This window comes from Micromonospora sp. NPDC049359 (assembly GCF_044466585.1).
Lineage (GTDB): Bacteria > Actinomycetota > Actinomycetes > Mycobacteriales > Micromonosporaceae > Micromonospora.
Map to the genome: position 1 here is coordinate 125,293 of NZ_JBITMW010000011.1, position 26,759 is coordinate 152,051.

Annotated in this window: 21 protein-coding genes; 11 read left to right on the forward strand and 10 right to left on the reverse strand. The window is 72.3% G+C overall.

Annotation, left to right across the window (positions count from 1 at the left end; all coding sequences use genetic code 11):
* Window positions 1-2: 2 nt before the first annotated feature.
* The 3 genes from ACIBTX_RS24220 to ACIBTX_RS24230 all read right to left on the reverse strand — a co-directional run bounded on the left by ACIBTX_RS24220 (window position 3) and on the right by ACIBTX_RS24230 (window position 3,504).
* Window positions 3-1,661, reverse strand: a complete 1,659-nt coding sequence (locus ACIBTX_RS24220; protein WP_357174641.1) for a sodium:solute symporter family protein — start codon at window positions 1,659-1,661, stop codon at window positions 3-5.
* A gap of 179 nt (window positions 1,662-1,840) precedes the next feature.
* The gene (locus ACIBTX_RS24225; RefSeq protein ID WP_396833052.1) at window positions 1,841-2,893 is read right to left on the reverse strand and encodes a hypothetical protein; all 1,053 of its coding nucleotides are present in this window, start codon (window positions 2,891-2,893) and stop codon (window positions 1,841-1,843) included.
* Between the two features lie 11 nt (window positions 2,894-2,904).
* Window positions 2,905-3,504: a hypothetical protein gene (locus tag ACIBTX_RS24230; protein ID WP_357134259.1), complete on the reverse strand. Its 600-nt coding sequence runs from the start codon at window positions 3,502-3,504 to the stop codon at window positions 2,905-2,907.
* A 418-nt stretch (window positions 3,505-3,922) separates the two neighbouring features.
* On the opposite strand from ACIBTX_RS24230, the gene ACIBTX_RS24235 reads away from it, so the two are divergent.
* The 7 genes from ACIBTX_RS24235 to ACIBTX_RS24265 all read left to right on the forward strand — a co-directional run bounded on the left by ACIBTX_RS24235 (window position 3,923) and on the right by ACIBTX_RS24265 (window position 12,524).
* Window positions 3,923-6,370 carry a nitrate- and nitrite sensing domain-containing protein gene (locus tag ACIBTX_RS24235; protein ID WP_357174647.1) on the forward strand — a complete coding sequence of 816 codons (2,448 nt, stop codon included), beginning with the start codon at window positions 3,923-3,925 and terminating at the stop codon, window positions 6,368-6,370.
* Window positions 6,370-6,792 carry a roadblock/LC7 domain-containing protein gene (locus tag ACIBTX_RS24240; protein ID WP_357174650.1) on the forward strand — a complete coding sequence of 141 codons (423 nt, stop codon included), beginning with the start codon at window positions 6,370-6,372 and terminating at the stop codon, window positions 6,790-6,792. Before ACIBTX_RS24235 ends, ACIBTX_RS24240 begins: the two co-directional genes overlap by 1 nt.
* Complete coding sequence (locus ACIBTX_RS24245) at window positions 6,782-7,171, forward strand: DUF742 domain-containing protein (protein ID WP_357134227.1); 390 nt, start codon at window positions 6,782-6,784, stop codon at window positions 7,169-7,171. Before ACIBTX_RS24240 ends, ACIBTX_RS24245 begins: the two co-directional genes overlap by 11 nt.
* Window positions 7,152-7,754: an ATP/GTP-binding protein gene (locus tag ACIBTX_RS24250; RefSeq protein WP_357134229.1), complete on the forward strand. Its 603-nt coding sequence runs from the start codon at window positions 7,152-7,154 to the stop codon at window positions 7,752-7,754. Before ACIBTX_RS24245 ends, ACIBTX_RS24250 begins: the two co-directional genes overlap by 20 nt.
* 113 nt (window positions 7,755-7,867) lie before the next feature.
* On the forward strand, window positions 7,868-8,905 hold the full coding sequence (locus ACIBTX_RS24255; RefSeq protein ID WP_357134231.1) for a lactonase family protein: 1,038 nt from the start codon (window positions 7,868-7,870) through the stop codon (window positions 8,903-8,905).
* Between the two features lie 165 nt (window positions 8,906-9,070).
* Entirely contained in the window at window positions 9,071-10,825 is a 1,755-nt protein-coding gene (locus tag ACIBTX_RS24260; RefSeq protein WP_357134233.1) for a substrate-binding domain-containing protein, read from the forward strand.
* A 214-nt stretch (window positions 10,826-11,039) separates the two neighbouring features.
* The gene (locus ACIBTX_RS24265) at window positions 11,040-12,524 is read left to right on the forward strand and encodes a sugar transferase (protein WP_357134235.1); all 1,485 of its coding nucleotides are present in this window, start codon (window positions 11,040-11,042) and stop codon (window positions 12,522-12,524) included.
* Window positions 12,525-12,533: 9 nt separating this feature from the next.
* Here the strand turns inward: ACIBTX_RS24265 and ACIBTX_RS24270 are convergent, their stop codons facing one another.
* Window positions 12,534-13,664 (reverse strand): PP2C family protein-serine/threonine phosphatase, encoded by a 1,131-nt coding sequence (locus tag ACIBTX_RS24270; protein ID WP_357174653.1) that lies wholly within the window; start codon window positions 13,662-13,664, stop codon window positions 12,534-12,536.
* A 96-nt stretch (window positions 13,665-13,760) separates the two neighbouring features.
* On the opposite strand from ACIBTX_RS24270, the gene ACIBTX_RS24275 reads away from it, so the two are divergent.
* Complete coding sequence (locus ACIBTX_RS24275; RefSeq protein ID WP_357134239.1) at window positions 13,761-14,390, forward strand: MarR family transcriptional regulator; 630 nt, start codon at window positions 13,761-13,763, stop codon at window positions 14,388-14,390.
* A gap of 16 nt (window positions 14,391-14,406) precedes the next feature.
* On the opposite strand, the gene ACIBTX_RS24280 is transcribed toward ACIBTX_RS24275, so the two are convergent.
* A complete protein-coding gene (locus ACIBTX_RS24280; RefSeq protein WP_396833053.1) occupies window positions 14,407-16,077 on the reverse strand; it encodes a PP2C family protein-serine/threonine phosphatase in 1,671 nt (556 codons plus the stop codon).
* A gap of 128 nt (window positions 16,078-16,205) precedes the next feature.
* A complete protein-coding gene (locus ACIBTX_RS24285; protein WP_396833054.1) occupies window positions 16,206-17,444 on the reverse strand; it encodes an ROK family protein in 1,239 nt (412 codons plus the stop codon).
* A 78-nt stretch (window positions 17,445-17,522) separates the two neighbouring features.
* Here ACIBTX_RS24285 and xylA point away from each other — a divergent pair, with 78 nt between their 5' ends.
* From xylA to ACIBTX_RS24300, 3 genes are all read left to right on the forward strand, one after another.
* Complete coding sequence (gene xylA, locus ACIBTX_RS24290; RefSeq protein WP_357134245.1) at window positions 17,523-18,710, forward strand: xylose isomerase; 1,188 nt, start codon at window positions 17,523-17,525, stop codon at window positions 18,708-18,710.
* Window positions 18,711-18,719: 9 nt separating this feature from the next.
* Window positions 18,720-20,138 (forward strand): xylulokinase, encoded by a 1,419-nt coding sequence (gene xylB / locus ACIBTX_RS24295; protein ID WP_357174662.1) that lies wholly within the window; start codon window positions 18,720-18,722, stop codon window positions 20,136-20,138.
* A 91-nt stretch (window positions 20,139-20,229) separates the two neighbouring features.
* On the forward strand, window positions 20,230-21,663 hold the full coding sequence (locus ACIBTX_RS24300) for an MFS transporter (RefSeq protein WP_396833055.1): 1,434 nt from the start codon (window positions 20,230-20,232) through the stop codon (window positions 21,661-21,663).
* 171 nt (window positions 21,664-21,834) lie between these two features.
* Here ACIBTX_RS24300 and ACIBTX_RS24305 read toward each other — a convergent pair whose 3' ends face one another.
* The 4 genes from ACIBTX_RS24305 to ACIBTX_RS24320 form a co-directional block, all read right to left on the reverse strand.
* Window positions 21,835-23,487: a glycoside hydrolase family 13 protein gene (locus tag ACIBTX_RS24305; protein ID WP_363660974.1), complete on the reverse strand. Its 1,653-nt coding sequence runs from the start codon at window positions 23,485-23,487 to the stop codon at window positions 21,835-21,837.
* Between the two features lie 33 nt (window positions 23,488-23,520).
* Window positions 23,521-24,567: a LacI family DNA-binding transcriptional regulator gene (locus ACIBTX_RS24310; RefSeq protein ID WP_357134251.1), complete on the reverse strand. Its 1,047-nt coding sequence runs from the start codon at window positions 24,565-24,567 to the stop codon at window positions 23,521-23,523.
* A gap of 67 nt (window positions 24,568-24,634) precedes the next feature.
* Window positions 24,635-25,603 (reverse strand): carbohydrate ABC transporter permease, encoded by a 969-nt coding sequence (locus ACIBTX_RS24315; protein ID WP_357134253.1) that lies wholly within the window; start codon window positions 25,601-25,603, stop codon window positions 24,635-24,637.
* A 1-nt stretch (window position 25,604) separates the two neighbouring features.
* Entirely contained in the window at window positions 25,605-26,651 is a 1,047-nt protein-coding gene (locus ACIBTX_RS24320) for a sugar ABC transporter permease (protein ID WP_357134255.1), read from the reverse strand.
* Between the last annotated feature and the right edge of the window lie 108 nt (window positions 26,652-26,759).

Sequence of the window (26,759 nt, forward strand, 5' to 3'; positions counted from 1 at the left end):
TCCTAGAAGACCGGGATGTAGAAGAGTGCGGCCAGCGCGACCGCGACCAGGCCGAGCAGCACGGGGGAGCGGTACCAGACGGCGTCCCCGGCGAGCACGTCGCCCTTCAGGTCGACGCCGCCCATCCCGTAGACCAGCCCGCGCAGATCCTCGTCGCGCTTGGGCGCGGTGAGCGGGGTGAGGATGGCGGCGACCACCGCCACGGTGACGAACGCGATGCCGGCGCCCCAGAAGCTCTCCTCCAGGTCGGAGTTGAAGCCGATCACGCCGCCCTTGTAGAGCAGGTACGTCGCCAGCGACGCCAGGGTGCCGAGCAGCAGCGACCAGAAGCCCGCGAGGGCGCTCATCCGCTTCCAGAACATGCCGATGATGAAGGTGGCGAACAGCGGCGCGTTGAACAGGGAGAAGAGCGCCTGGATGTAGTTCATGATGTTGCTGAACCCGGAGGCGATGAACGCCGTCCCGATGCCGATCACCACGGCCGCGACGGTCGCCCACCGGCCGATCCGCAGGTAGTAGTCGTCGGACCGGCCGCGCCGGACGTACGACTGCCAGATGTCGTAGGTGAAGACGGTGTTGAAGCCGCTCACGTTGGCCGCCATGCCGGCCATGAACGACGCGAGCAGGCCGGTGACCGCCACCCCGAGCACGCCGTTGGGCAGCAGGTCCCGCATCAGCAGCGGGATGGCGTTGTTGTACTGCAGGTCGCCGCTCTCCGCGCCGAGGCCCTTGACCGTCACCAGGGCGACCAGGCCCGGGATGATCGTGACCAGCGGGATGAACAGCTTCGGGTACGCGGCGATGATCGGCGTACGTCGGGCGGCGCTCATGTTCTTGGCCGACAGGGCCCGCTGCACCTCGGCGAAGTTCGTCGTCCAGTACCCGAACGAGAGCACGAAACCGAGGCCGAAGACGATGCCGATCCACTGCGCGCCGAGGGGGTTGTCGGTGCTGGCGGTGTCCTGCCAGGCGTGTAGACCCGCCTCGCCGAGTTTCGAGTCGCGGACCGCGTCCATCAGCCCACTCACGCCGCCGACCTTGACCAGACCGATCACGGTGACCGGGATGAGGCCGGCCAGGATGACGAAGAACTGGAGCACCTCGTTGTAGATGGCCCCGGACAGGCCACCGATGGTGATGTACGCCAGCACGATCGCCGCGCCGACCACGATCGCCGTCCAGAGCGGCCAGCCGAGCAGCGCCTGCATGACCAGGGCCAGCGCGTAGAGGTTCACACCGGCGATCAGCACCTGGGCGACGGCGAAGCTGAGCGCGTTCAGCAGGTGGGTCGGTCGGTTGAAGCGCAACCGCAGGTACTCGGGGACGCTGCGGACCTTGGAGCCGTAGTAGAAGGGCATCATCACGATGCCCAGGAAGACCATCGCCGGCACCGCGCCGATCCAGTAGTAGTGGACCGTCATGACGCCGTACTGGGCGCCGTTGGCCGCCATACCGATGATCTCCAGTGCCCCGAGGTTCGCCGAGACGAAGGCGAGGCCGGTCACCCAGGCCGGCAGGGAACGGCCGGAGAGGAAGAAGTCGACGCTGGTCCGGATCGCCCGGCGGGCGGCGAAGCCGACTCCGAGGACGGTGACGAAGTACAGCGCGAGGATCAGATAGTCCAGCCCGTTCATGTTGAGCCGGAGGCCGCCGCCGTCCATCTCGTCACCCCTCGTCCGACGTGGGCACCGCATTCGATGCGCGCGCCCTATTACCCGCTCCGCGAGGTTTCACGCCTCTGCGTCGCCGACGGTGTGTTCGCCCCCACTCGTGCGATGTCGGCGCGCGCGAAGGGGCGCCCCCACCCGTAGGCCGGAGCGCCCCTTGCGATCGTGTCGTTTCAGCGACCCAGAACGCGGTCCAGGAAGTCCCGGTAGTTACGGACCGCCATGCGCAGTTGCTCGGTGTCCGCCGAGCCGGCGTCCTGCCAGCCGCCCAGCGTGTTCTTCTGCGCCGCGAGCGCCGAGGCGAGTGCCTGGATGGCCTCCTCGACCAGGGCCTGCGCCTCGCCCGCCGCGGCGGAAGGATCGTCGACGAACCGTAGTTGCACGTCCCGCCAGCGGTCCCGGAAACCCTGTGCGGTGTCCCCGTCCAGGAGCGTGGCCGCGTCGGTGGCGACGGTCGAACCGGCGGGTCGCGAGGTGCCGGCCGACTCCAGTGAGGTCGAGGTGCCCTCGGTCGCGACCGGTTCGCCGTCCGCGTCCGGGTCCACCAGCTCCGGCGACGCGCTGCCGTAGCCGGCCGCGCCCGCCGTGGCCGCGTCCGGATCGCCAGCCCAGTCGGTCAGGTCGCTTCGACGCTCCGGCGCGCCCTCCGTGCTCCCCGGCACGACGACGGTTCGCGCGCTGTCGGTCCCGTCCCGTCGGTCGTCGATGTCCAGGTCGGCCGCGTCGTCGGCGTCCGCTGTCGGGTCAACGTCGGTCTCCGCGAAGCCGTCGCGGCGGTGCAGTTCGGCGGTGGGGTCGGCGCGCAGGCCCTCCCGCTCGCCGTCCTCGGCGCCGTCGCCCGGCGCGGCGGTCCGCTCGGCCCGCGGGTCGGGCTGGTCCTGTGGGCGTGGGCTGGCCAGGGCGGACGCGGCCACCGCGTCGGCGACCGTGGTGGCGCCGAACGCGGTCGGCAGCGGACCCGGCTCGTGGAAGTCATCCTCGTCGTCGGCCCGGTCATGGCGAACGCCCGGATCGGTGCCGTTGGCCCGCTCGTGGTCGGTGGTCGGGACGTCGTCGGCGCTCCGCTCGTCGCCGATGGTCGGATCGTCGAAGGTGCCCCGGTCGTCCAGGGAGTCCTCGGGTACGTCCGTGTGGGCGGCCCGGTCACCGGTCGGCGGGACCGGCACCGGCGCGGACCGGACGGCCTCCGGATGGTCGTTGCTCACCTGCTGCTCTTCGTGGCGCATCGGTGGCCTCCTCAGCGGCTCGTGGCGTCGTGCGGAGTGTCCGGGTGGGAACGCTGTTCGGGCGTGCGCTGACCGACGGGCTCCTCGCCGAGCAGGTCGGCGAAGAGGGCCCGGTAGTGCACGACCGCCTGACGCAGTTCCTCGGTGGTCGCCTCACCCCGCGAGTTGCGCAGGTGGATCTCGTGCGCGTCCCGGTAGTTGGTCAGGGTGCGGGCGTGCTCGACGGAGAGGTGGGCGATCTGGTCGGAGAAGTCACCGGTCGGGTAGCCCTGCTCCTCGATGAGTCGGGTGACCAGTTCGTCCGCGTCGCCCACGGTCTCACCCGGTGAGTCGATGAAGCGGATCTGGAGCTCCTCCCAGGCGGCGGCGTACCGCGCCCGCGACTCCGGGCTGAGCGGGGTGAGCGTGAGATCGGCGTGCCGGCGCTCCCGGTCGCGTAGCTCACGCTCCGCGGCGGACCGGCTCTCCTGCTCCTGCACCACCCGGTCGTACTCCGGTCCGAACCGGCTCTGCAGCGCGCGGCGGCGACCGATCGTCCGGACGGCCACGGCGATCGCCGCGATGATCACCAGCACGACGAGCACGATGACGACTATCTGCGTGGGCGACATGGGCTCCTCCTTCGTCATCTGGTATTCCCTCCGCGTACTGATCGCCAATCCCGATCCGGGGGACTTTCCTCGCCGATCGCGGTCCGACGTGGCGGTAGCTGACAGAAACCTGACTCATTCCAGATAGTCCGAGTGGGTGGACTGGCCCCCGTCGTACGGCATCGCCCCCGACGTCTGATCCTTTCCGGCCCAGCACCAGCGCCCGGGGGAGCGCGACAGCGGGGCGCTTCCCGTACTCGCGAGGGCGCGCTCCGCAGCCCGGATGCCGTCCGACGGCGGTAGTGCAACCGGGCGTGATTACGTATCCTGCCCAAGGCGCGCGCGCCGGTGCCCGGCCCGACGACCGGGTACGCGACCGGCGAGCGCGCTGCCCGGCGGTGCCGGCGCCCCTCCTGCCACCCTTGACGGGCGAGGTCTGATGAGAACCCGCGACTGGCCTATCCGCTCGAAGCTGACCGCATTGGTCGTCGCGCCGGTGTCCGCGCTCCTCGCGCTGTGGATCTTCGCGACGACGTTGACCTTCGGGCCCGCCCTGAACCTGCTCTCCGCGCGGACCCTCCTCTACGACCTGGGCCGCCCCGGCGAGGTGGTGGTGACCGAGCTGCAACGCGAGCGTCGTCTCTCGGTGGTGCAGCTCGCCGGCGACACCGAACTGCCCGCGTTGGCCGAGCAGCGCCTGCGTACCGACCGGGCGGTCGCCGAGCTGCGTCGCCGGGTCGACGGGGAGGCGCTGCGCTCCGCCGCCGACGACCTGCTGGAGGACCGCGTCGACCGGCTGGTCACCGCCCTGGCGGCGCTGCCGACCGGGCGGGACTTCATCGACGACGGGATGATGGACCGCGCGGGCGCGATCGGCCTCTACAGCGGCATGGTCTCGGCGGCCTTCCAGGCGTTCTCCGCCCTGGCGAGCCTGAGTGACCCCGGCATCAACCGGCAGGCGCTGGCCCTCACCACGCTGGGCCGGTCCCGCGAGCTGCTGGGCCAGACGGACGCGATGCTGGCCGGTGTGCTGACCGCCGGGAAGTTCGGCAACGGGGAGCACGCGCTGCTCGTGCAGACCATCGGCAACCAGCGGTGGCTCACCGAGAGCGCGGTGGCCGACCTGCCCGAAACCGCGCGGGCCGCGTACCAGCGGCTCACCGAGAGTCCCGACTTCACCAGCCTGCGGGCCATGCAGGACGCGCTGATCGGCGCCAACCGGTCCGGTCGGCCACCGGTGGACGCCGCGGCGTGGCAGGCCAGCCACGACGCCGTACAGCAGGAGTTGCGCGACTTCGAGCTGGCCGAGGCCGACAACCTCACCGACCGCTCGGTGCCGATGGCGGTCGGGATCCTGGTCCGACTCGCCGCCGCCGGGGTGCTCGGTCTCGTCGCCGTGGTGGTCTCGGTGCTGGTGGCGCTGCGGGTCGGCCGCACCCTGGTCCGGCGGCTCAGCGGAGTCCGTACCGCGGCCCTCGAACTGGCCGAGCACCGGCTGCCCGACGTGGTGGCCCGGCTGCGTCGCGGCGAGCACGTCGACGTCGCCCGGGAGGCGCCACCCCTGGAGTACGGCCACGACGAGATCGGCGAGGTCGGGCGGGCCTTCACCGAGGTGCAGCGCACCGCCGTCCAGGCGGCCGTGGACGAGGTCACCCTGCGCCGGGGGCTCAACGAGGTGTTCCTCAACATCGCCCGCCGCAGCCAGGGCCTGGTGCACCGGCAGTTGCACCTGCTGGACCGGATGGAGCGACGCGCCGAGGACCCGGACGAGCTGGCCGAGCTGTTCCAGGTGGACCACCTGGCCACCCGGCTCCGCCGGCACGCCGAGGACCTGGTCATCCTGGCCGGCTCCGCGCCGGGCCGGGGGTGGCGCCACCCGGTCGCGATGGTCGACCTGGTCCGGGGGGCGATCAGCGAGGTCGAGGCGTACGACCGGGTGGACATCACCGTCGTACAGCCGGCCGGTGTGCTGGGCCGGGCGGTGGGCGACATCATCCACCTGCTCGCCGAGCTGGTCGAGAACGCCACCGCCTTCTCCCCGCCGGACACGCGGGTGACCATCACCGGGGAGCAGGTCGCCGACGGGTACGTCCTGTCGGTCACCGATCAGGGGCTGGGCATGTCCGCCACCGCGCTCGAGAACGCCAACACCCGGCTGACCAGCTCGCCCGAGTTCGATCCGGCGCAGAGCGCCCGCCTCGGTCTGTTCGTGGTGGCCCGGCTGGCGGCGCGGCACTCCGTACGCGTGCGACTGCGGTCCCCCGAGGACGGCGGCGTCACCGCCGTGGTGCTGATCCCCACCGACCTGGTCACCGCCGAGCCACCGGCCGGCCCCGATCCGGCGTCGCTCGACGCCGCGCCCGGTGACCGGCGACTGACCCGACCCGTACGCCGGACGACGGCGCCCCGGTCGCGCGCCGGTCGTACCACCTCGGCCCCGGTCGTCACCAGTGACCCGCCCACCCTCGTTCTGCCCACGGGCCCGGCGTCCGATCTGCCGGCCGCCACGGACGAGCCGCCCTCCGACGGGGCGGCGGACGACCTGGAGGGGCTGCCCCGGCGGGTACGGCGACGTACCCCCAACGCCCTGCCCCGGCCCACCGCCGCCGACACGCCGTCGCCCCGCTCGCCGGAGGAGGTACGCCGGGTGATGGCGTCCCTGCAGGCCGGCACCGCCCGGGGTCGGGCGACGGTGGTCGCCCCGGCGGGCCCGACCCACGCCCCCGCGCCTCCGCCCTCCGCAGCGCCGGCGATCCCGGCCGCTGCGCCGACGGCGGTCCCGGCTCAGCGATCCGTGGCGACCCCGGAGACCGGGTCCGCCGCCGATTCGGGATCCTCCGCGCCCCCGAAGGCCATCGAACCGACAGTGACTGAGAGGGACGCCTAGTGCGGGAAACGACGAAGCAGAGCGCCAGCCTCGACTGGTTGCTCGACGAGCTGGTGCAGCGGGTGCCGGCCGCCCGGGAGGCGGTCGTGCTCTCCGCCGACGGACTACTGCTCGGCTCCTCGGCCGAGTTGGAACGCGCCGACGCCGAGCACCTCTGCGCGCTCGCCGCCGGCTTCTCCAGCCTGGCTCGGGGCGCGAGCCACCACGTGGACGGTGGCCCGGTCCGGCAGACCGTGGTGGAGATGGAATCGGCGTACCTCTTCGTCACCACCGCCGGCCAGGGCGCCTGCCTGGCCGTGGTGAGCGACGCGGACGCGGACATCGGCCTGGTCGCGTACGAGATGGCGATGCTGGTCATTCGGGTGGGGGAGAACCTGACCGCGTCGGCCCGACCGGCCGCGGACGCCGGTGATGCGGGCTGAGCCGCCCGGCCCCCAGCACGAGTGGCTGGACGGCGACGCGGGCCCGGTGGTCCGCCCTTACACGCTCACCGGCGGCCGGGTGCGCTCCGCCGCCGGTGGCTTCGACCTGGTCGCGTTCGTGTTGGCCGCCGCGGACGTCGACCCGGCGGCCCAGCCGCAGTTGCCGCCGGAGCACCGGCGGTTGGTCGCGTTGGCCGGTCACCCGGTGTCGGTGGCCGAGTTGGCGGCCGAGCTGGACCTCGCGGTCGGCGTGATCCGGGTGCTGCTGGGCGACCTCCTCGCGCAGGGCCTGGTCGCGGTGCACGAGCCGCCGGCCAGCCGCGATCTTCCCAACGACGACATCCTCAAGGCGGTGGTCAGTGGACTCCGTGCGCTATGACCAGGCGGGCTCAGCCCTCACCGTTCCGCTGGCACTGAAGATCCTCATCGCGGGGGGCTTCGGCGCCGGCAAGACGACGCTGGTGAGCGCGTTGAGCGAGGTCCGGCCGTTGCAGACCGAGGAGGTGCTGACCGACGCCGGCATCGGCACCGACGACCTCTCGGGGGTGGAGGGCAAGACGACCACCACCGTGGCGATGGACTTCGGCCGGATCACCATCAACGACGACCTCCAGGTGTACCTGTTCGGCACCCCCGGCCAGGACCGGTTCTGGTTCCTCTGGGACGAGCTGGCCTTCGGCGCGCTCGGCGCGGTGGTGCTCGCCGACACCCGGCGGCTGGCCGACTGCTTCCCGTCGATCGACTACTTCGAGCAGCGTGGCATCCCGTTCGTGGTGGGGGTGAACTGTTTCGAGGACACCCGTCGCTTCGACCTGGAGACCGTACGCCGAGCGCTCGACCTGGACCCGGACGTGCCGATGGTGCTCTGCGACGCCCGGGACCGGCAGTCCGGCAAGCTGGTGTTGATCTCCTTGGTCGAGCACGTGGCCCGGCAGCGCGGCGAGCCGGTGGCGGCCTCCTGAACCGTCACCGCGGGTCCGGCGGACCGCGCCGGCGTCGAAAAGCCGGTTAGCCGGTCGGCTTCCTGGGCAGCTCTGGTTGGATCTACTCCAGGATGTCGGCGAAGGGGTGCAGCGTGACTGGTCCGGGCGAGATCGTCCACATCGGGGGTTACACCGCGCAGAGCGGCGGGCGGGCGGACGGCATCGTCGCCGCACGCCGTGACCCGGCCACCGGAGCACTGACCCCGCTCGGCACGGTGGCGGTCACGCCGTCGCCGTCGTTCCTCGCGCGGCACCCCACGCGGCCGGTGCTCTACGCGGTCAACGAGTTGACCGACGGTCTGGTCAGCGCCTGGCAGGTCTCCTCGGACGGCGCGTTGGACGCGCTCGGCAGCTTCTCGACCGGCGGCGCCGAGCCCTGCCACCTGGCGGTGCTGCCCGACGGTGGGCACCTGGTGGCGGCCAACTACGGCAGCGGAAGCGTCGCGGTCTTCCCGCTCGACGAGCAGGGCGTGCCCAGCGAGCGCACCGATCTCGTGGTGCACGAGGGCCACGGCGCCGACCCGGAACGCCAGGAGCGGGCGCACGCCCACATGGTCTCTCCGGGCCGTGACCGGGAGCCCCTGCTGGCGGTGGACCTCGGCACCGACTCGGTCTACCGGTACGACCTGGACAACGCGAGCGGGCGGCTGGTGCCGCGCGGACCGCGGATGCGTACGGCGCCGGGCGTCGGGCCCCGGCACCTGGCCCGTCACCCCGACGGCCGGCGCTGCTACCTGGTCGGCGAGTTGGATGCCACGGTCACCGCGTACGAGCTGTCCGAGGACGGGTCACTGCACCAGCGTGGCCGGGTCGACGCCAGCGGGCGGACCGGTCACGTGCAGCCCTCGGAGGTCGCTGTCGACCCGGACGGGCGTCTGCTCTACGTCGCGAACCGCGGTATCGGCACCATCGCCGTCTTCGACCTGACCGGTGAGCTGCCCGCGCTGGTGTCCGAGGTGGACACCGGCGGGGAGTGGCCGCGACACTTCGCGCTGATCGGCGAGCATCTCTACGTCGCCGACGAGCGGGCGGACCTGGTGCGGGTGTTGCGACGTGACCCGAGCACGGGCGTACCGGCTCCGGTGGGTGAGCCCGTACCGCTGGCGAGCCCGACGTGCGTCCTGCCGTGAGCGGACGGAATGACGGAAGCGAATGCGAGAGCGCGACAGGTTTGGCAACGCCGTGGGGCCGATTCATCACTCTCTGTTGCTAAATGGTGATCAACTGTTTCTCCTGCGTAACTTTAGTCCGAACGGATGTGGCAGAGACGGCACCTAATACGCAAGATGGTCAGCGTGTCTGCAGGCCGCCATCGAATGCGTTCGAAACTCCATCTAGCAGCCGCCGCCGCGACGGCGACGGTTCTCGTCGTCACCACCGGCGTCTGGTTCGGTTACAAGGAGCTGATCCAGCCAAGCTGTTCAGGGGAGATCCGACTCGCCGTGGCGGTCGCCACCGAGCTCGCGCCCGCGGTGGACGCCGCCGCCTCGCAGTGGGTGAAGGACGGCGCCGCGGTCGGCCCCACCTGCATCCGCGTCGATGTCTCGGCATCCGACCCGGTTGACGTGGCCGCCGTGGTGGCCGCCAAGCACGGTGCCGTACTCGCCGGCGTCGGCCAGGCCAGCGGCACGGCCGTCACCCCGGACGTCTGGGTGCCGGACTCCTCGACCTGGCTGCTGCGTCTCAAGAAGGACGCCACGGCGTTCGCGCCGACCAACGGCGCCTCCATCGCGCGCAGCCCCGTCGTCGTGGCGATGCCCGAGCCGGTGGCGACGCGGCTCGGCTGGCCCAACGCCAAGTTCACCTGGGCCGATCTGCTCAAGCAGGTCAACAGCAGCAAGCCGTTGCGGACCGGGATCGTCGAGCCGACCCGGGACGCGGCCGGGCTGTCCGGCCTGCTCTCGCTGACCACGGCCGCCAGTGGCGCGGGCGGCGACGCCCAGCGCAACACCGTGGGCGCGCTGCGGGCGCTGGCCACCGGTCGCTCCTCGCTCCGCAACGACCTCCTCGCCCGCTTCCCGACCGCCACGGACCCGACCTCCATCGCGAGCGCTCTCGGTGCGGCGGCGCTGTCCGAGGAAGACGTGATCGCGTACAACAGCAAGAAGCCTCCGGTGCCGCTCGCCGCGCTCTACATGGAGCCGGCGCCGATGCCGCTGGACTACCCGTACGCGGTGCTGCCCGGCATCGAGCCGACCAAGGCGGCGGCGGCGAAGGTGCTGTACGAGCTGCTCACCGCGCCGAAGTTCCGGGACCGCCTGGCGGCGCAGTCGCTGCGCGGGCCGGACGGCAACTGGGGTGCCGGCTTCAACGCCCCGCAGGGCGCGCCGAGCCCGGCCGGTGGCGCGTCGACCGCCCCGGCGGCCGGCGGCACCGCGGCGGGCGGGTTGGACCCGGCCGCGATACAGCGCGTCGTGTCCAGTTGGTCGATCGCCACCCAGTCCGGCCGGATGCTCGCCGTCATCGACGTCTCCGGCTCGATGAAGGACGAGGTGCCCAGCGCCAACAACCGCAGCCGGGAGGAGGTCACCGTCGACGCGGCCCGGCGCGGCCTCGGGCTCTTCGACGACTCCTGGTCCATCGGTCTGTGGACCTTCTCCACGAAGCTGGTCGGCAACCGCGACTACCGGGAACTGGTGCCGATCGGACCGCTCTCCGGCCAGCGGGCCCAGTTGGAGGGGGCGCTCGCCACCGTCAAGCCGTCCAACGGTGACACCGGCCTGTACGACACGATGCTGGCCGCGTACCAGGCGGTGCAGGAGGACTGGCAGCCCGGCCGGGTCAACTCGATCGTGCTGTTCACCGACGGCAAGAACGAGGACGACAACGGCATCAACCAGCAGCAGCTGCTCGCCAAGCTCAAGCAGATCGCCGATCCGGAGCGGCCGGTGCAGGTCATCATGATCGGTATCGGCGAGGGCGTCAGCAAGGCCGAACTGGAGTCGATCACGAAGGTGACCGGCGGGGACGTCTTCGTCACCAAGGACCCGAGCGAGATCGGCAGCATCTTCCTCACCGCCATCGCGCGGCGTCCGCCAGCCCCGCGCTGAGCCGCTACTGAGCAAAAAGGAACCCGCCGTACCGGCTCACCGGTACGGCGGGTTCCTTTTGTGGCCAGGGGATTGAAGAAAAGTGACGGCAATACGTCGGAAGCAATCGGCAGTCATAGTTGTCAGGGCAGGATGTCGACGTGTTCCGGCAATATCGGTCCGCCTTCGGCCCGACCCGTCGGCCGGGGCCGTCCTGAGCAGAGTGGGAGGGCCGGTGACGACCGCGACACTGTTGACCCCCGCGGACACCTCGGCGCCGCCGAGGGACCGTCCGAGCGGATTGGTGGCCCGTGCCGACGAACGTTCCTACATCCGGGTCCTGGTGGTGCTGGACACCACCGTCCTCATCATCGCGCTGCTCGTGGGGTACGTCGGTAGGTTCGGTGACGAGGAGCCGGTCGGCTCCAAGATCCCGTACGTGCTGGTGGCTCCCGGCCTGGTCCTGGCCTGGCTGATCTCCCTCAAGGCGCTCGGCTGCTACGACGACCGCGTCGTCGGCTACGGGGCGGACGAGTACCGACGGGTCAGCTCGGCGAGCCTGCGACTGGCCGGCGCGATCGCCATCGCCGGCTACATCGCCGACGTCGGCGTCTCCCGGGGTTTCCTCGGCATCTCCTTCGCGGTCGGTACGGTCGGGTTGGAGGTGACCCGGTTCGCGGCGCGCAAACGGCTGCACCGGGCCCGCTCGAAGGGCGCCGGCTGGTCCCGCCGGGTGCTCGTCGTCGGCGACACCGCACACGTCCTGGAACTGGTGCACACCCTGCGCCGCGAGCCGTACGCGGGCTACCAGGTGGTCGGCGCGTGTATCCCCGACGCGCTGCTGGCGCCGGTGGCGCAGCGGCTCGGTGACGTACCGGTGGTGGGGTCGTTCCGGGGCATCCCGGAGGCCGCGACCGCGATCGGCGCGGACACCGTGGCGGTGACCGCCTCCGGTGAGCTGACCGCGGCCCGACTGCGTCGACTCGGCTGGCAGTTGGAGGGGACCGGCGTCGACCTCGTCGTGGCCCCCGCGCTCACCGACGTGGCGGGTCCGCGGATCCACACCCGCCCGGTCGCCGGGCTGCCCCTGATCCACGTCGAGGCGCCGGAGTTCCGTGGCGCGCGCAAGCTGGTCAAGGGTTTCGTCGACCGGTCGATGTCGTCGGTCGCCCTGGCGCTGCTCCTGCCGCTGATCGCGGTCATCGCGTTGGCCATCAAGCTGGACAGCCGGGGGCCGGTGTTGTTCCGGCAGGTCCGGGTGGGGCGGGGCGGGCAGGAGTTCGGGGTGTTCAAGTTCCGGACGATGGTGATCAACGCCGACGCGCTGCTCGCCGAGTTGGTGGCCCGGAACGAGACCGACGGCCTGATGTTCAAGATGCGCGACGACCCTCGGGTGACCCGGGTCGGCCGGCTGCTGCGCAAGTGGTCGCTGGACGAGCTGCCTCAGCTGGTCAACGTCCTGCTGGGCCAGATGAGCCTCGTCGGGCCGCGTCCGCCGCTCCCGTCCGAGGTGGCCCGCTACGACGGCGATGTGGCCCGGCGACTGCTGGTGAAGCCCGGCATGACCGGGCTGTGGCAGGTCAGTGGCCGGTCCGACCTCAGTTGGGAGGACGGCATCCGGCTCGATCTCTACTACGTGGAGAACTGGTCGCTCGCCGCCGACCTCACCATCCTCTGGAAGACCGCCGGGGCGGTGCTGAACAGTCGCGGCGCGTACTGACCGTCACGCTCACGGCTGCGGGCCGGTCCAGTCCAGGCAGACCACCACGGCGTCGTCGACGAGGTCGCCGGCCACGAAGGCGCGCAGGTCGCCGAGGAGCGACCGGACGGCGTCCAGCGGCTCCATCGGGCCCGTCCGCCGCAGGAACCGGTCCAGCGCCGACTCGCCGTAGCGGATGCTCTGCCCGGTGGCGTCCACGACGCCGTCGCTGACGACGAACAGCCGGTCACCGCGTTCCAGCGTGAACGTCTGCTCGTGGTAGTCGGTCGCCTCGAACATGCCGAGCGGGAACTGCGCCTCCAGCGGCTGTTCGGTGACCTCACCCCGACGCAGGAGGACGAGCCGTGGCGAGCCGGCGTCCACCACGGTCATCGTCCCGGAGCGCAGGTCCAGCTCCATCAGCAGCGCGGAGAGGTGCCGCTTGCCCCGGTACTCGTCGTAGATGGCCTGGTCGGCGAGGGCGGCCTGATCGCCCAGGCCGAGGCCGGCCCGGCGGGCGTTGCGCAGCGCGTGGGTGGCCAGCGACGTGAGCAGCGATGCCGCGACACCCTCACCGCTGCCGTTGACCGTGGAGAGCCAGAGCCGTTCCCCGTCGTCGGACCAGTCGAAGCTGTCACCCCGCACGGCGTACGCCGGTTCGAGCTGCCCGGCCAGGCTGAACGAGGGGCGGACCCGGCTCCGGCCGGGCAGCAGGTCCCACTGCATCTCGGCGGCCAGGGTGAGCCGCTGGCTGCGTCGGGCCACGCTGTAGACGTCGGTTCCGGGGGAGACGGCGGCCACCTCGTGCGCGAGCGAGGTGGCGATGTCGGCCAGCGCGGCGAGCACCGCCGGGTCGTCGACCACCGGCGCCAGGCGCAGGACGCCCCGGCGTTCGCCGCGCATGGTGACCGGAAACCAGGCGACGCCGTCGACCAGGACGGGCGACTGGTGGTCGAAGGCACGCCAGGCGGGGTGGCCGGCGCCCCGGAGAGAGTCACCTTCGGTGAGGGGCAGCAGCTCCGCGAGGCGGTAGTCGACCTGGTACAGCTCCGCCTCGGAAATCCCGTACGCCTCGTCGAGAACCGTGCGGATCCCACCCACGAGACGGTCGGCGGGTGTCTCGTTCAGGGTACGCCGTGCCCGATTGACCGGTTCGCTCATCAGGCCTCTTTCATCCGAGCTCGACCACCTCTGGGTTCGGAGTAGTCTCGGGCCACCATGGCCGAACACAACGGTCCACCGGACCCTGCGACGAGTATGGCTGCCGCATTGGACGCGGCGGCGGGTGCCCTGCTGGGCGTCTGGGATTCCGCCCGCGAGGCGACCGCCAGCCGGGTGTCCGGCGCCCAACTACGGGCGGTGATGGTGGTCGAGCAGTACGACGGGATCAACCTACGCCGGCTCGCCACCCATCTGGACATGTTGCTGAGTTCCGCCAGCCGCCTGTGCGACAGGTTGGTCGCGGCGGGCATGCTCGAGCGTGAGCCGGGGCGCTTCGACCGACGGGAAATCTCCCTGCACCTCACCCCGGAGGCCCATCGGCTCCTCGCGGAGCTGCGTAACGACCGTCAGGAGCGGCTGGCCGCCGTGTTGGCCGCGATGAGCCCGGCGGGTCGCGCCGCGCTGGTGAGCGGGGTGCGGGAGTTCGACGAGGTCGCCCGCCGGCAGCGGGCGCGGAGCGGGCCGGACGACGGGGACTCGCCGGGTGGGCGAGACGAATGGCCGCAGGACCCGGACCGGCCCGACGGCCCGGCGCGCAAGTCGTCGGAGCACCCGGACCGGCCCAGCCGAGGGGTGTGGCAGGGCGGGGCGGCAGGACCGGAGCGGACGGTGGGCCCGCCCCGCGACTGGTCCGCCGGCGAGCCACCGGTGGCGCGGACCGCCTGACGGTCGAACGCAGGGTTCAGGCCGGTGTCGACGCGCACACCGCCAGCATGGCGATGTCGTCAGGGGCCTGCCCGCCCACCCACTCGTCGACCACCTGGAGCAGCCTGTCGACCAGGGCCGCCGGAGGCAGACCGGCCGCCGCGGCGAGTGCGCCGCGCAGCCGGCGTTCGCCGAACTTCTCCGCGTGGGCCGGGCCGCCGCTCGCCTCGGTCACCCCGTCGGTGTACGCGAGGAGCAGATCGCCCGGATCGAGGTGCACCCGTACCTCGGTGAACCGGGCGTCGGTCAGCGCGCCGACCGGCATACCGCCGACCGGGACGTCCGTGACGGAACCGGCGGCGGTGACCAGCAGCGGCGCGGGGTGGCCGCCGCCGGCGATCCGGAGATCCACCCCCGTCGGTCCGTGCTCCATCCACCCGAGCAACAGGGTGGTGAGCTGGCTGCGCCGTGCCGCGTCGGGCGCGTCGAACAGGGTGCGGTTGAGCAGGTGGATCAGCTCCAAAGGGCGCTGCTCGACGAGCCGTAGCGTCTGTAGCGACTGACGGACCCGCCCGGTCAGCACGGCCGCGCCGACGCCCTTGCCGGACACGTCGCCCAGCGCGAACAGCGCGCCGCGCGGGTGCGGGAACACCTCGTAGAAGTCCCCACCGATGCGCAGTGTGTCGCCCGCGGACCGGTAGCCGCCGGCCATGCGTACGCCGGGCACCACCGGCAGCTCCGGCGGGAGCAGGCTGGTCTGCAACACCCGGGCCAGGTGGGCCTGCTCGCCGTACAGCTCGGCGGCGGCCAGCGCCGCGCCGGCCCGCGTGGCGAATTCACGGGCCAGCTCCCGGTCGCGGGAGTCGAAGTCGGCCCGCCCGGCACGGCGGACGAGCAGCAGGGCGCCGGCCGGGCCGCCGGGGCCGCGCATCGTGCTGACCAGCGCCGCGCCGGGCCGGCCGAAGCTGGGCGGAAGCAGGGCGGTCAGCCCGGCGACGTCGGCGTCCGGCCAGGGGGTCGGCTCGCCGAGGTCGCCGTCGAACGCCGCGCCGAGATCGGGGACGAAATCGGTCAGCTCCTCATCGGCCACCCCGGTCACCGGGGCCGGCTCGTCGTCGGCGTACCGCGTGAAGCGGGGGTGCGGCTCGGCCGGCGCGGGCGGGCGGAGCAGCGCCACGGCGGCGTCGGCCAGGTACGGCACGGCGAGGGTCACGGTGGTACGGAGTGTCTGGTCCCGGTGCAGCGAGAGTCCGAGCCGGCTGCCGGCCTGGGCGAGGAAGGCGGTGCGGGAGCGTTCGGCCAGCAGGGCGTCGGTGCGGGCGTGCTCCTCGGTGACGTCGCGGACGTACCAGGCGTACCGGTTGCCGGCGAGCTGCCGCCGGGCGCCCCGCAGGTGGCGGCCGTGGTGCTGGGCCTCGAACACGGCCGTGCCGTCGCGGACGGCTCGGGCCAGCGCCGCCACCGCGCAGCCGGACAGCTCGACGCCCGCGACGATCTCCGGGAGCAGCTCGACCGTCCGGGCGTTGACCAGGGTCACCCGGCCGGCCGCGTCGGTCGTCAGCACCGCCTCGGCGAGCCCGTCGAGCAGCTCGCGGGCCAGCGGTGGGTCGGCGGGCAGCCCCCTGCCGCCGTGCCGGGTCGGACGGCGCGACGTCTGCCCGTCTCCGCCGACCGGACCGGCCGAGCCGCCCCGTTGGGTCGTGGTCACCGCCCGACGCCGGCCCGCGTCCGACGACCTGTACGCATACTGCTCCCGGGCTCCTCGTCCGCCGATCGTTGCTCGACGGCAAGGATACCGAGCGGCACCGACGCACGCCCAGACCGCGTCGTCGGTGGTCAGCCGGCGCGGTTCAGCCAGCCGGCGGGGCGGGCCACGATCCGCCGTACCACCGATCCGGCCGCGCCCACGGCGGCGGCCTCCGGCCCGAGGGTCGACGGTCGGACGGTGACCGGTGACCAGGCGGCGGTGAGCACCCGGGCCTTGATCTCGGCGAGCACCGGTGGGCAGAGCCAGGGGGCGAGCGGGGCGTACCCGCCGCCGAGGACCACGGTGTCCAGGTCCAGCAGGTTCACCACACCGGCGACCGCCACGCCGAGGGCGGTGCCGGCGTCGTTCAGGGCGCGCAGCGCGGCCGGCTCGCCGGCCTGGGCCAACTCGGCCAGGCGGGCCGTCGCGGTGTCGGCGGGTAGCTCCGCCCGCACCAGTCCGGCAGCGGCCACGATCGCCTCCTGACCGGCGTACTGCTCCAGGCAGCCGCGCCCACCGCAGCGGCAGGGCCGCCCCTGCGGGTGTACCGGCAGGTGCCCGATCTCGCCGCTCCAGCCGCGTACGCCCCGGAACAGCGCGCCGTCCAGGACGATCCCCGCGCCGATGCCGACCTCGCCGGAGATGTGCAGGAAGCTGGCCGGGCCGGGCGGTCGGGAGTGCAGCTCGCCGAGCGCGGCGAGGTTGGCCTCGTTGTCCACCACCAGGGCCGGTACGTCCGGTACCCGATCGGTGAGGGGTGGGTGCGCGCTCAGCAGCTCGGGCACCGGGACGTCCCGCCAGCCGAGGTTCGGCGCGAGCCGGACCTGTCCGGAGTCGTCGATCAGGCCGGGTACGGCGAGCGCGGCCCCGGCGAGCGTGAGGCCCTGCCGGGCCGCGTCGGCGCGGGCCTGCCGGGCCAGGTCGACGAGGCGGGCCAGGGCGTCCTCGGGCGCGACGGGGCGCAGATCGGCGCGGTGCACGGTGCGGTGGCGGACCTGGCCGGCGAGGTCGACGACGCATACCGTCAGATAGTCGACGTTGACCTCGAGCCCGAGCCCGGCCGGACCCGTGTCGGCCAGGACCAGTCCGCGTGCCGGGCGGCCGGCGCCGGCCCGGGGCGCCGGCTCGGCCTCGCTGACCAGTTGGCCCGCGAGCAGGTCCTCGACGACCGCGGAGACGGTGGCCCGGGTCAGCCCGGTGGCGGTGGCCAGGTCGGCGCGGGACGGGGGTCGGTCGGCGGCGGCGATCCGGCCGAGGACCAGGGCGAGGTTGAGTTCGCGCAGGCTGCCCTGACGGGCCGCGCCGACCGGGGCGTGGGTGGGGCTCACCCCTTGACACTGCCATAGGGCGGGCAAATAATTCAATCGCTGAACAAATACCTGACACCACCATCCCGGAGGTCAACCATGGCACCTCGTCCCACCCCCGCCGACAAGTTCTCCTTCGGGCTCTGGACCGTGGGCTGGCAGGCCCGCGACCCGTTCGGCGACGCGACCCGCCCCGAGCTGGACGCCGTCGAGGCGGTGCACCGGCTCGCCGAGCTGGGCGCGTACGGCATCACCTTCCACGACGACGACCTGATCCCGTTCGGCGCGGACGCCGCGACCCGCGACCAGCACATCGCGCGGTTCCGCAAGGCCCTCGACGAGACCGGCCTGGTGGTGCCCATGGTCACCACCAACCTCTTCACCCACCCGATCTTCAAGGACGGCGGCTTCACCAGCAACGACCGCGACGTCCGCCGCTTCGCGCTGCGCAAGGTGCTGCGCCAGGTCGACCTGGCCGCCGAGCTGGGCGCGAGCACCTTCGTCATGTGGGGTGGCCGCGAGGGCTCCGAGTACGACCTCGCCAAGGACGTCCAGGCCGCCCTGGACCGCTACCGCGAGGCCGTCAACCTGCTCACCCAGTACTCCATCGACAAGGGCTACAACCTGCGCTTCGCGCTGGAGCCCAAGCCGAACGAGCCGCGCGGTGACATCCTGCTGCCGACCATCGGGCACGCGCTCGGCTTCATCTCCCAGCTGGAGCACCCGGAGCTGGTCGGCCTCAACCCGGAGGTCGGGCACGAGCAGATGGCCGGGCTGAACTACGCCCACGGCATCGCCCAGGCGCTCTGGCAGGGCAAGCTGTTCCACCTGGACCTCAACGGCCAGCGTGGCATCAAGTACGACCAGGACCTGGTCTTCGGTCACGGTGACCTGATGAACGCGTTCGCCCTGGTGGACCTCCTGGAGAACGGCGGCCCCAACGGCGGTCCGACCTACGACGGTCCCCGGCACTTCGACTACAAGCCGTCGCGTACCGAGGACATGGACGGTGTGTGGGCGTCGGCGGCGGCGAACATGAGCACGTACCTGCTGCTCAAGGAGCGTGCCGCGGCGTTCCGCGCCGACCCGGAGGTCGTCGAGGCGCTGGCCGCCAGCAAGGTTGGCGAGCTGAGCACGCCGACACTGGGCGACGGCGAGGGCTACGAGGAGTTCCTGGCCGACCGCTCCGCGTTCGAGGACGTCGACGTGGACGCGGTGGCCGCCCGGGGCTTCGGCTTCGTCCGGCTCAACCAGCTCGCCGTCGAGCACCTGCTCGGCGCCCGCTGAGGCCCCGCCATGCCGCTGGTCGCGGGCGTTGACTCGTCCACACAGTCCTGCAAGGTGGTCATCCGGGACGCGGAGACCGGCGCCCTGCTCCGGCAGGGCCGGGCGCCGCACCCGGACGGCACCGAGGTCGACCCGGAAGCCTGGTGGCAGGCGCTGCGCGGCGCCGTCGACGAGGCCGGTGGGCTGGCCGACGTCGCGGCGGTCTCGGTCGCCGGCCAGCAGCACGGCATGGTCTGCCTCGACGAGGGCGGCCAGGTGGTCCGTCCGGCCCTGCTGTGGAACGACACCCGCTCCGCCGACGCCGCCGCCGACCTCGTCGAGGAGGCCGGCGGCGGCGCGGCGGGGCGTCGCTTCTGGGCCGACGCCACCGGCAGCGTGCCGGTGGCGAGCTTCACCATCACCAAGCTGCGGTGGCTGGCCCGGCACGAGCCGGAGCAGGCCGCCCGGGTGGCCGCCGTGTGCCTGCCGCACGACTGGCTGACCTGGCGGCTGGCCGGCGCGCCCGGCCTGTCGGCGCTGCGGACCGACCGGGGGGATGCCAGCGGCACCGGCTACTGGTCCCCAGCCACCGGCACCTACCGTCCGGACCTGCTGGAACGGGCGTTCGGCCGGCAGCTCGTGGTGCCCGAGGTGCTCGGCCCGGCCGAGTCGGCCGGTCGGCTGACCGGGGAGTGGGGTGACGCCCTGCTGGGGGCGGGCACGGGCGACAACGCCGCCGCCGCGTTCGGCGTCGGCGCCGGCCCTGGCGACGTGGTCGTCTCGATCGGCACCTCCGGCACCGTCTTCAGCGTCGCCGACGTTCCGGCCGCCGACGACAGCGGTGCCGTGGCCGGCTTCGCCGACGCGTCCGGTCGCTTCCTGCCGCTGGTGTGCACGCTCAACGCCGCGCGCGTGCTGGACGCCGCCGCCACGATGCTCGGCGTCAGCCTGGACGAGCTCGCCGAGCTGGCCCTCTCCGCCCCGGCCGGTGCGGACGGGCTGGTCATGGTGCCCTACCTGGAGGGCGAGCGGACGCCCAACCGTCCGCTGGCCACCGGTGCCGTACACGGCCTGACCCTGCGCACCTCGACCCCCGCGCACCTGGCTCGGGCCGCCGTGGAGGGCATGCTCTGCGCCCTCGCCGATGGCCTGGACGCGCTGACCGCGCAGGGGGCCACCGTCCGCCGGGTCATCCTGGTCGGCGGCGGGGCACGGTCGGCCGCGGTCCGCCGGATCGCGCCGCAGGTCTTCGGCTGCCCGGTCGTCGTGCCACCCGCCGGGGAGTATGTCGCCGACGGGGCCGCCCGCCAGGCCGCCTGGGTCGCCCTGGGCGGTCCGACGCCACCGCAGTGGGACGTCAAGGGCACCGAGGAGTACGCGGCGGAGCCCGTCCCCGCCGTCCGTGACCAGTACGCGGCGGCTCGGTCACTGGTGCTCGACCGGCGCTGAGCGTCGGGTCGACCGGGTGGGCGTCGGTCAACGGTGATCGACGCCCACCCGCGTGCCAACCTGCTCGGCCGGGTCTGATTGGCTGCGGGTCATGACGGTGACCAGTGGCGGGCGGGAGCAACGCGCGCGCGGCCGGGGCGGTGGCCCGGCGCACCGGCTGTACAGCGTCGTGGTGTTCGTGGTGCTCGCCTCGTTGGACAACGTGGCGATCGGACTGGTCCCACCGCTGTACGGGCCGATCGCCCGGACGTTCGATGTGTCGACCGGGCTGCTGGGCGTGGTCACCGCCGTCAGCTTCCTGGTCAGCGCGGTGGCCGCGGTCGGCTGGGCGTACGTCGGGGACCGCGGCAACCGTAAGCCGCTGCTCATGGTGGGCACGCTGCTCTGGGCGGCGGGCACCGGCGGCAGCGCGCTCGCCGGCGGGTACCTCGCGTTCCTGGCCGCCCAGTTCGTCGCGGCGGTCGGCCTCGGCGCGGTCGGCTCGGTGGGCTTCTCGGTGGTCACCGACCTGATCTCACCGGCCCGCCGTGGGTTGGTGATGAGCTTCTGGGGGCTCTCCCAGGGCGTCGGCACGCTCGCCGGCACGCTTGTCGGTGGGCTGCTCGGTGCGACCGACTGGCGGCGGCCGTTCCTGCTGCTGACCGGGGTGGGGCTCACCGCCACCGTGGCGTACCTGTTCACGTACGACATCCGTCGCGGCCAGAGCCAACCGGAACTGGTGGACGCCCTGGACTCCGGTGCCGAGTACGACTACCGGATCAGCCGCGCCGACCTGCCGCGCATCCTCGACCGGCGGACCAACCGGTGGCTGATCCTGCAGGGGCTGACCGCGCAGGCCGCCTTCGGGTCACTGGTGTGGCTGCCGAGGCTCTTCGCCGAGCGGGCCGAGGCGCAGGGCTACTCGGAGTCGACCGCCGTGGTGGTCGGCAGCGTCTTCGCCACCCTGTTCCAACTCGGCGGGGTCCTCTCCATCGTGGGCGGCCTCGTCGGCGACGCGGCGCAGCGGCGTACCCCCCGGGGTCGGGCAGTGGTCGCGGCGGTCGGCATCCTCGCCGCGCTCCCGTTCTACCTGGTGTTGTTCTTCGTGCCGGTGACCATCGACGTGCCGGACGGCGGGAGCGGCGGCGCGGTCGTCGGCGCGGTGCTGGCCAGCGTGTTCACCGAGCCGTCGGTGGGGCTGAGTCTGCTCACCGCCGTGGTGGCGCTCGCGTTGACGTCGGCCAACTCACCGAACTGGTTCGCGCTGATCGCCGACGTGAACCCGCCGGAGCACCGGGGGACCGTCTACAGCCTCGGCAACCTGGTCAACGGTGTCGGTCGGGCGGCGGGCAACGGGCTGGTCTGGGGAGCCTTCCAGGGGCTGCGAACGGCGTTCCCGCCGCCACTGAACTTCGCCGTCGGCCTGGCCGCGTTCCAACTCTTCTTCATCCCCACCGGCGTCATGTACTGGCGAGCCTCCCGCACAGCCCCCGAGGACATCAAAAACGTCCACGGTCTCCTACAAACCCGCGCCAACCGCCTCTAACCCCCACCCCCACCCCCACCCCCGCCCACGCGATCTTGCACTTTCGGTGGCGACAGAAGGGGCATAGCCCCTCAAGTCGACAACCAAAAGTGCAAGATCGGCGCGGGCCCGGTGCGCGGGTTCGGTGCGTGGGTTCGGTGGGCGGGGGTGGGCGCGGGTGGGGCGGGTGGGTTAGCGGAGCCAGACTGTTACGTCGGTGGGGATGGTGTCGTCGTTCAGTGGGGCGCTGGTGGCTAGGACCTCGGCGTTGGGCGGGAGAGGCACGGGGGCGTCACCGAAGTTGGTCAGCACGGTCAGGTCGCCGTTGCGGAACACCAGCGTCTCGTCACCGGAGGACAGCCACTCGAGCGTGCCCCGGCCCAGACCGTGGGCGCGGCGTAGCCGCAGCGCCGCGCGGTACAGCTCGTACGTCGAGCCGGGCACGTCGCGCTGCCGGTCCAGCGCGTACTCCGCCCAGGACGGCGGCTGCGGCAGCCAACTGGCGTCGGTGGGCCCGAAGCCGTACGACGGGGCGTCGGCCTCCCACGGGATCGGCACCCGGCAGCCGTCCCGGCCCCGCTGGGTGTGGCCGCTGCGCGCCCAGGTCGGGTCCTGGCGGGCCTCGTCCGGCATGGTGGTGTGCTCGGGCAGGCCCAGCTCCTCGCCCTGGAAGAGGTACGCGGAGCCGGGCAGGGCGAGCATCAGCAGGGTGGCCGCCCGAGCCCGACGCAGGCCGAGCGCGGCGTCCGGCTGCGGGTCACCGATGCCGATGCCGTTGGGCCGGCCGCCACCGATCGCCAGGCCGAGCCGGGAGGCGTGCCGCACCACGTCGTGGTTGGACAGCACCCAGGTCGTCGGCGCGCCCACCGAATCGGTCGCTTCCAGGGACCGGGTGATCACCGCGTACTGGGCCGGCGCGGTCCACGCGGCGAGCAGGTACTCGAAGTTGAACGCCTGGTGCATCTCGTCCGGGCGAACGTAGCGGGCCAGCCGCTCGGCCGGCTCGACCCACGCCTCGGCGACCAGCACCCGTTCGCCGGGGTAGCTGTCCAGGACCTGCCGCCACTGCCGGTAGACCTCGTGCACGCCCTCCTGGTCCCACATCGGCGGCCGTGGCTTGTCGATCTCGTTGCCGGAGAGGATCTCCTGGGGCTCCTGCCAGTCGGGCAGGTTCGCCTGCTTGATGAGGCCGTGCGCCACGTCGACCCGGAAACCGTCCACCCCCCGGTCCAGCCAGAACCGCAGGACGCCCAGGAACTCCTCGTGCACCTCCGGGTTGTCCCAGTTGAGGTCCGGCTGGCCGGTGTCGAACAGGTGCAGGTACCACTGGCCGGGCTGGCCGTCCGGGTCGACCGTGCGGGTCCACGCCGGACCGCCGAAGACGCTCTGCCAGTCGTTCGGCGGCTGCTCCCCGGCCGGGCCGAGGCCGTCGCGGAAGATGTACCGGGACCGCTGAGCGCTGCCCGGGGCGGCGGCCAGGGCCTCTTGGAACCAGCGGTGCGCCGAGGAGGTGTGGTTGGGCACCAGGTCGACGATCACCCGAAGGCCGCGCGAGCGGGCCTCGGCGATCAACTTGTCCGCGTCGGCGAGAGTGCCGAACAGCGGGTCGACGTCCCGGTAGTCGGCCACGTCGTAGCCCGCGTCGGCCTGCGGCGACGGGTAGAACGGGGACAGCCACACCGCGTCCACCCCCAGCTCGACCAGGTGGTCGAGGCGGGCGGTGATGCCCGGCAGGTCACCGATTCCGTCGCCGTTGGAGTCGGCGAACGAGCGCGGGTAGATCTGGTAGATGGCGGCCTCGGTCCACCAGCCGGTGGCGGTCTGCTGCGTCGGGTCGGTGTTCAGGGTCGTCTCCCGTGTCGTGCCGTGGTTGATGTTTCAGTGTGCCCGGGGCGGTGCGGTGGACTCCCGGACGACCAGCCGAGTGGGCAGGATCACCGGCGAGTCGCCCTCGGCGGTCCGTTGACCGACGATCGGGCCCAGAGTGCGGGCCCCGAGCGGATCGAGCAGTATCCGGGCGGCCAGCCGGCCCTGTTCCGCGGCCGGCTGGGCCACGGTGCTGAGGCCCAGCACGCCGGCGAGGTCGTGGTCGTCGATGCCGACCACGCTGACGTCCTGCGGTACCCGCAGACCGGCGTCGCGCAGCGCGGTCATCGCGCCCATCGCCATCTCGTCGCAGGCCGCGACGATCGCCGTCGGCGGCTCACCGCGGGCCAGTAGTTCGGCGGCGGCCCGGTTGCCACCGTCGATGGTGAACGACGACTCGACGTCGAGGCTCGGATCGGGTCGCAGGCCGGCGGACCGCAGTTCGGCCTGGTAGCCCCGCCGTCGGTCGAGGTGGGTGGTGTAGGCCAGTTCGTCGTCGGGGTCGCCCGAGATGTGCGCGATCCGGCGGTGGCCGAGGTCGAGCAGGTGCCGGGTGGCCATCCGGGAGGCGGCCACGTCGTCGATGCGTACGCAGGGCCAGTTGGGGACCCGGCTCCCCGAGCTGATGGTCACTCCGGGCAGGTCCAGGGCGGCCAGGGCGGTCAGGTCGGCCGGGCGCAGCGGCGTGGCGACCAGCATGATGGCATCCACCCGCTTGTGCAGGTTGGCGGTACGCAGCACCCGCTGGCGGATCTGCTCCCGACCGCCGAGGTTGTAGAGCAGCAGGTCGTAGCCGGAATGGTGGAGGTGCTCCTCGACGGCCTCGACGACGGTGCTGAAGAACCAGCGGGTGATCCGGGGCACGACCACCGCGACCGTGCCGGTGCGACCACCGGCGAGCCGGGATGCGCTCGGCGACACCGCGTAGTCGAGCTGCTCGGCGGCGGCCAGCACGCGGCGTCGGGTGGCGGCCGAGACCGTCGGCAGCCCGCGCAGGGCCCGCGAGACGGTGGCCGTGGAGACCCCGGCCAGCCGGGCGACATCATCTATCTTCGTCACGGTTCCCCCGCTCGGTACCCGTCGCCCGCCGCCGCCCTCAGAGGCCGGGCGACGGCGGGCAAGCGGGTCAGCCCTTGACGCTGCCGGCGAGCAGACCTCGCACGAAGAAGCGCTGTAGGGACAGGAATACAACGAGCGGTACAACGATCGAGACGAACGCGCCAGCGGTGAGCCGTTGCCACTCGTTGCCCCGGGTGCCGGCCATCTCCGCCAACCGGACCGTGAGCGGCGCGGTCTCGTTGCCGCCACCGGCGAAGATCAGCGCGACCAGCAGGTCGTTCCAGACCCAGAGGAACTGGAAGATGCCGAACGCGGCCAGCGCCGGGGTGATCAGCGGCAGCACGATGGTGCGGAAGATCTTCGGGTGCGTGGCCCCGTCGACCCGGGCCGCCTCCATCAGGTCTCCGGGGAGCTGCGAGATGAAGTTGTGCAGCAGGAAGACCGCGAACGGAAGCGCGAAACAGGTGTGCGCGAACCACACCTGGGCGAACTTCTGTTCGTCCACCAGGTTCCACGCCGGCATCAGGGTGACGCCGCCGAGGGTGACGCCGGTGGAGAAGAACTTCAGCAGCGGCACCAGGGCCATCTGCAGCGGGACGATCTGCAACGCGAAGATCGCGATGTAGAGCCAGTCCCGCCCACGGAAGTTGATCCACGCCAGCGCGTACGCGGCCAGGGAGGCGAAGGCCAGCGGGAAGAGCACCGACGGGATGGTGATCGCCAGCGAGTTGATGAAGTAGCTGGCGAGCTGCCCCGACGACGCGGACCGCCCGAAGAGGACCTGTTGGTAGTTCTCGAAGGTGAACTGCGGGTTGGTGAACGCCGTCCACCAGCCGGTCGTCTTGATCTCGTCCTCCGGCCGGAGGGAGGAGACGAGCAGGCCGAAGGTCGGGATGGTCCAGACCACCGCGATGACGATCGAGACCAGCGTCGCGGTACGGCTGTTCAGCCGCCTGCGGACCCGGCCGGCGGTGCTGGACGTCCCGTCGGCGGTCTTCTGGGCGCCGGCGGCGACGGTGGGCGTTGCGGTGGTCATCTCAGCCCTCCCGCTGACGACGGAGGTTGCGGATCTGGTAGATCACGACCGGGATGACCAGGATGAAGAGGAAGACCGCGAGCGCGGAGCCCTGCCCGTTCTGGCCGTACCGGAAGGCCTGGTTGTACATCTCGCTGGCGATCACGCTGGTGTCGTAGTTGCCGTTGGTCGAGGTCCGGACGATGTCGAAGACCTTGAGCGTGGCGATCGTGAGCGTCACCGCCACGACGATCAGCGCCGGCCGGATGCTCGGCATGGTGATCTGCCAGAACATCTGCCACGGGCTGACGCCGTCGAGCCGGGCGGCTTCGACGATGTCGCCGGGGATGGCCTTGATCGCGGCGGAGAGCACCACCATGGCGAAGCCGGCCTGGATCCAGACCATGATGACGATCAGCAGCAGCGTGTTCAGCGGTGACTCGAGCAGCCACTGCTTCGGCTCACCGCCGAGGCTGACGACGATCTGGTTGAGCAGACCGATCTGGTCGCCGTCGCCGCGGTACGCGTAGACGAACTTCCAGATGATGCTCGCGCCGACGAACGAGATGGCCATCGGCAGGAAGATCAGTGACTTGGCGATCGCCTCGAAGCGGGCCTTGTCCACGAGTACGGCGTAGATGAGGCCGAACGCGGTGGCCACCAGCGGGACCAGGAGCACCCAGACCAGGGTGTTGATCAGGACCCGGAACATGGAGTTGTCGGAGAACATCCAGCTGTAGTTGCGCAGCCCCACCCATTCGGTGCTGCCCCCGTTCATCAGCGAGAGCAGTACGGTGCGGATGGCCGGTACGACAAGACCGATGGTGAGCAGCAGCAGCGTCGGCAGCAGGAAGAACAGGGCGAAGAGCCCTTCCCGCTGCTTGGGTCGCCGGGTCAGCGGCGTGCCGCTGATGGAGGCGGCGACGAGCTGGGCCTCCCGCCGTCGGGCGAACCAGGCAGGCACCACGTCGAGCAGCAGGAGCAGACCGCCCACCACCACCACGAAGGCGACCAGCCCGTACATCAGCATGAGGAGCTTCGGCTGCTCGTCGGCGAAGTCGAACTCCATCAACCCTCCCTCTCGGGTCCGGATCGGCCGGGGGGGGGGGGGGGGGGGCGGCGCCCGCCCGCCCCCCCCCCCCCACCCGGCCCCCCCGGGCGGGAGCACGGCGGGCCC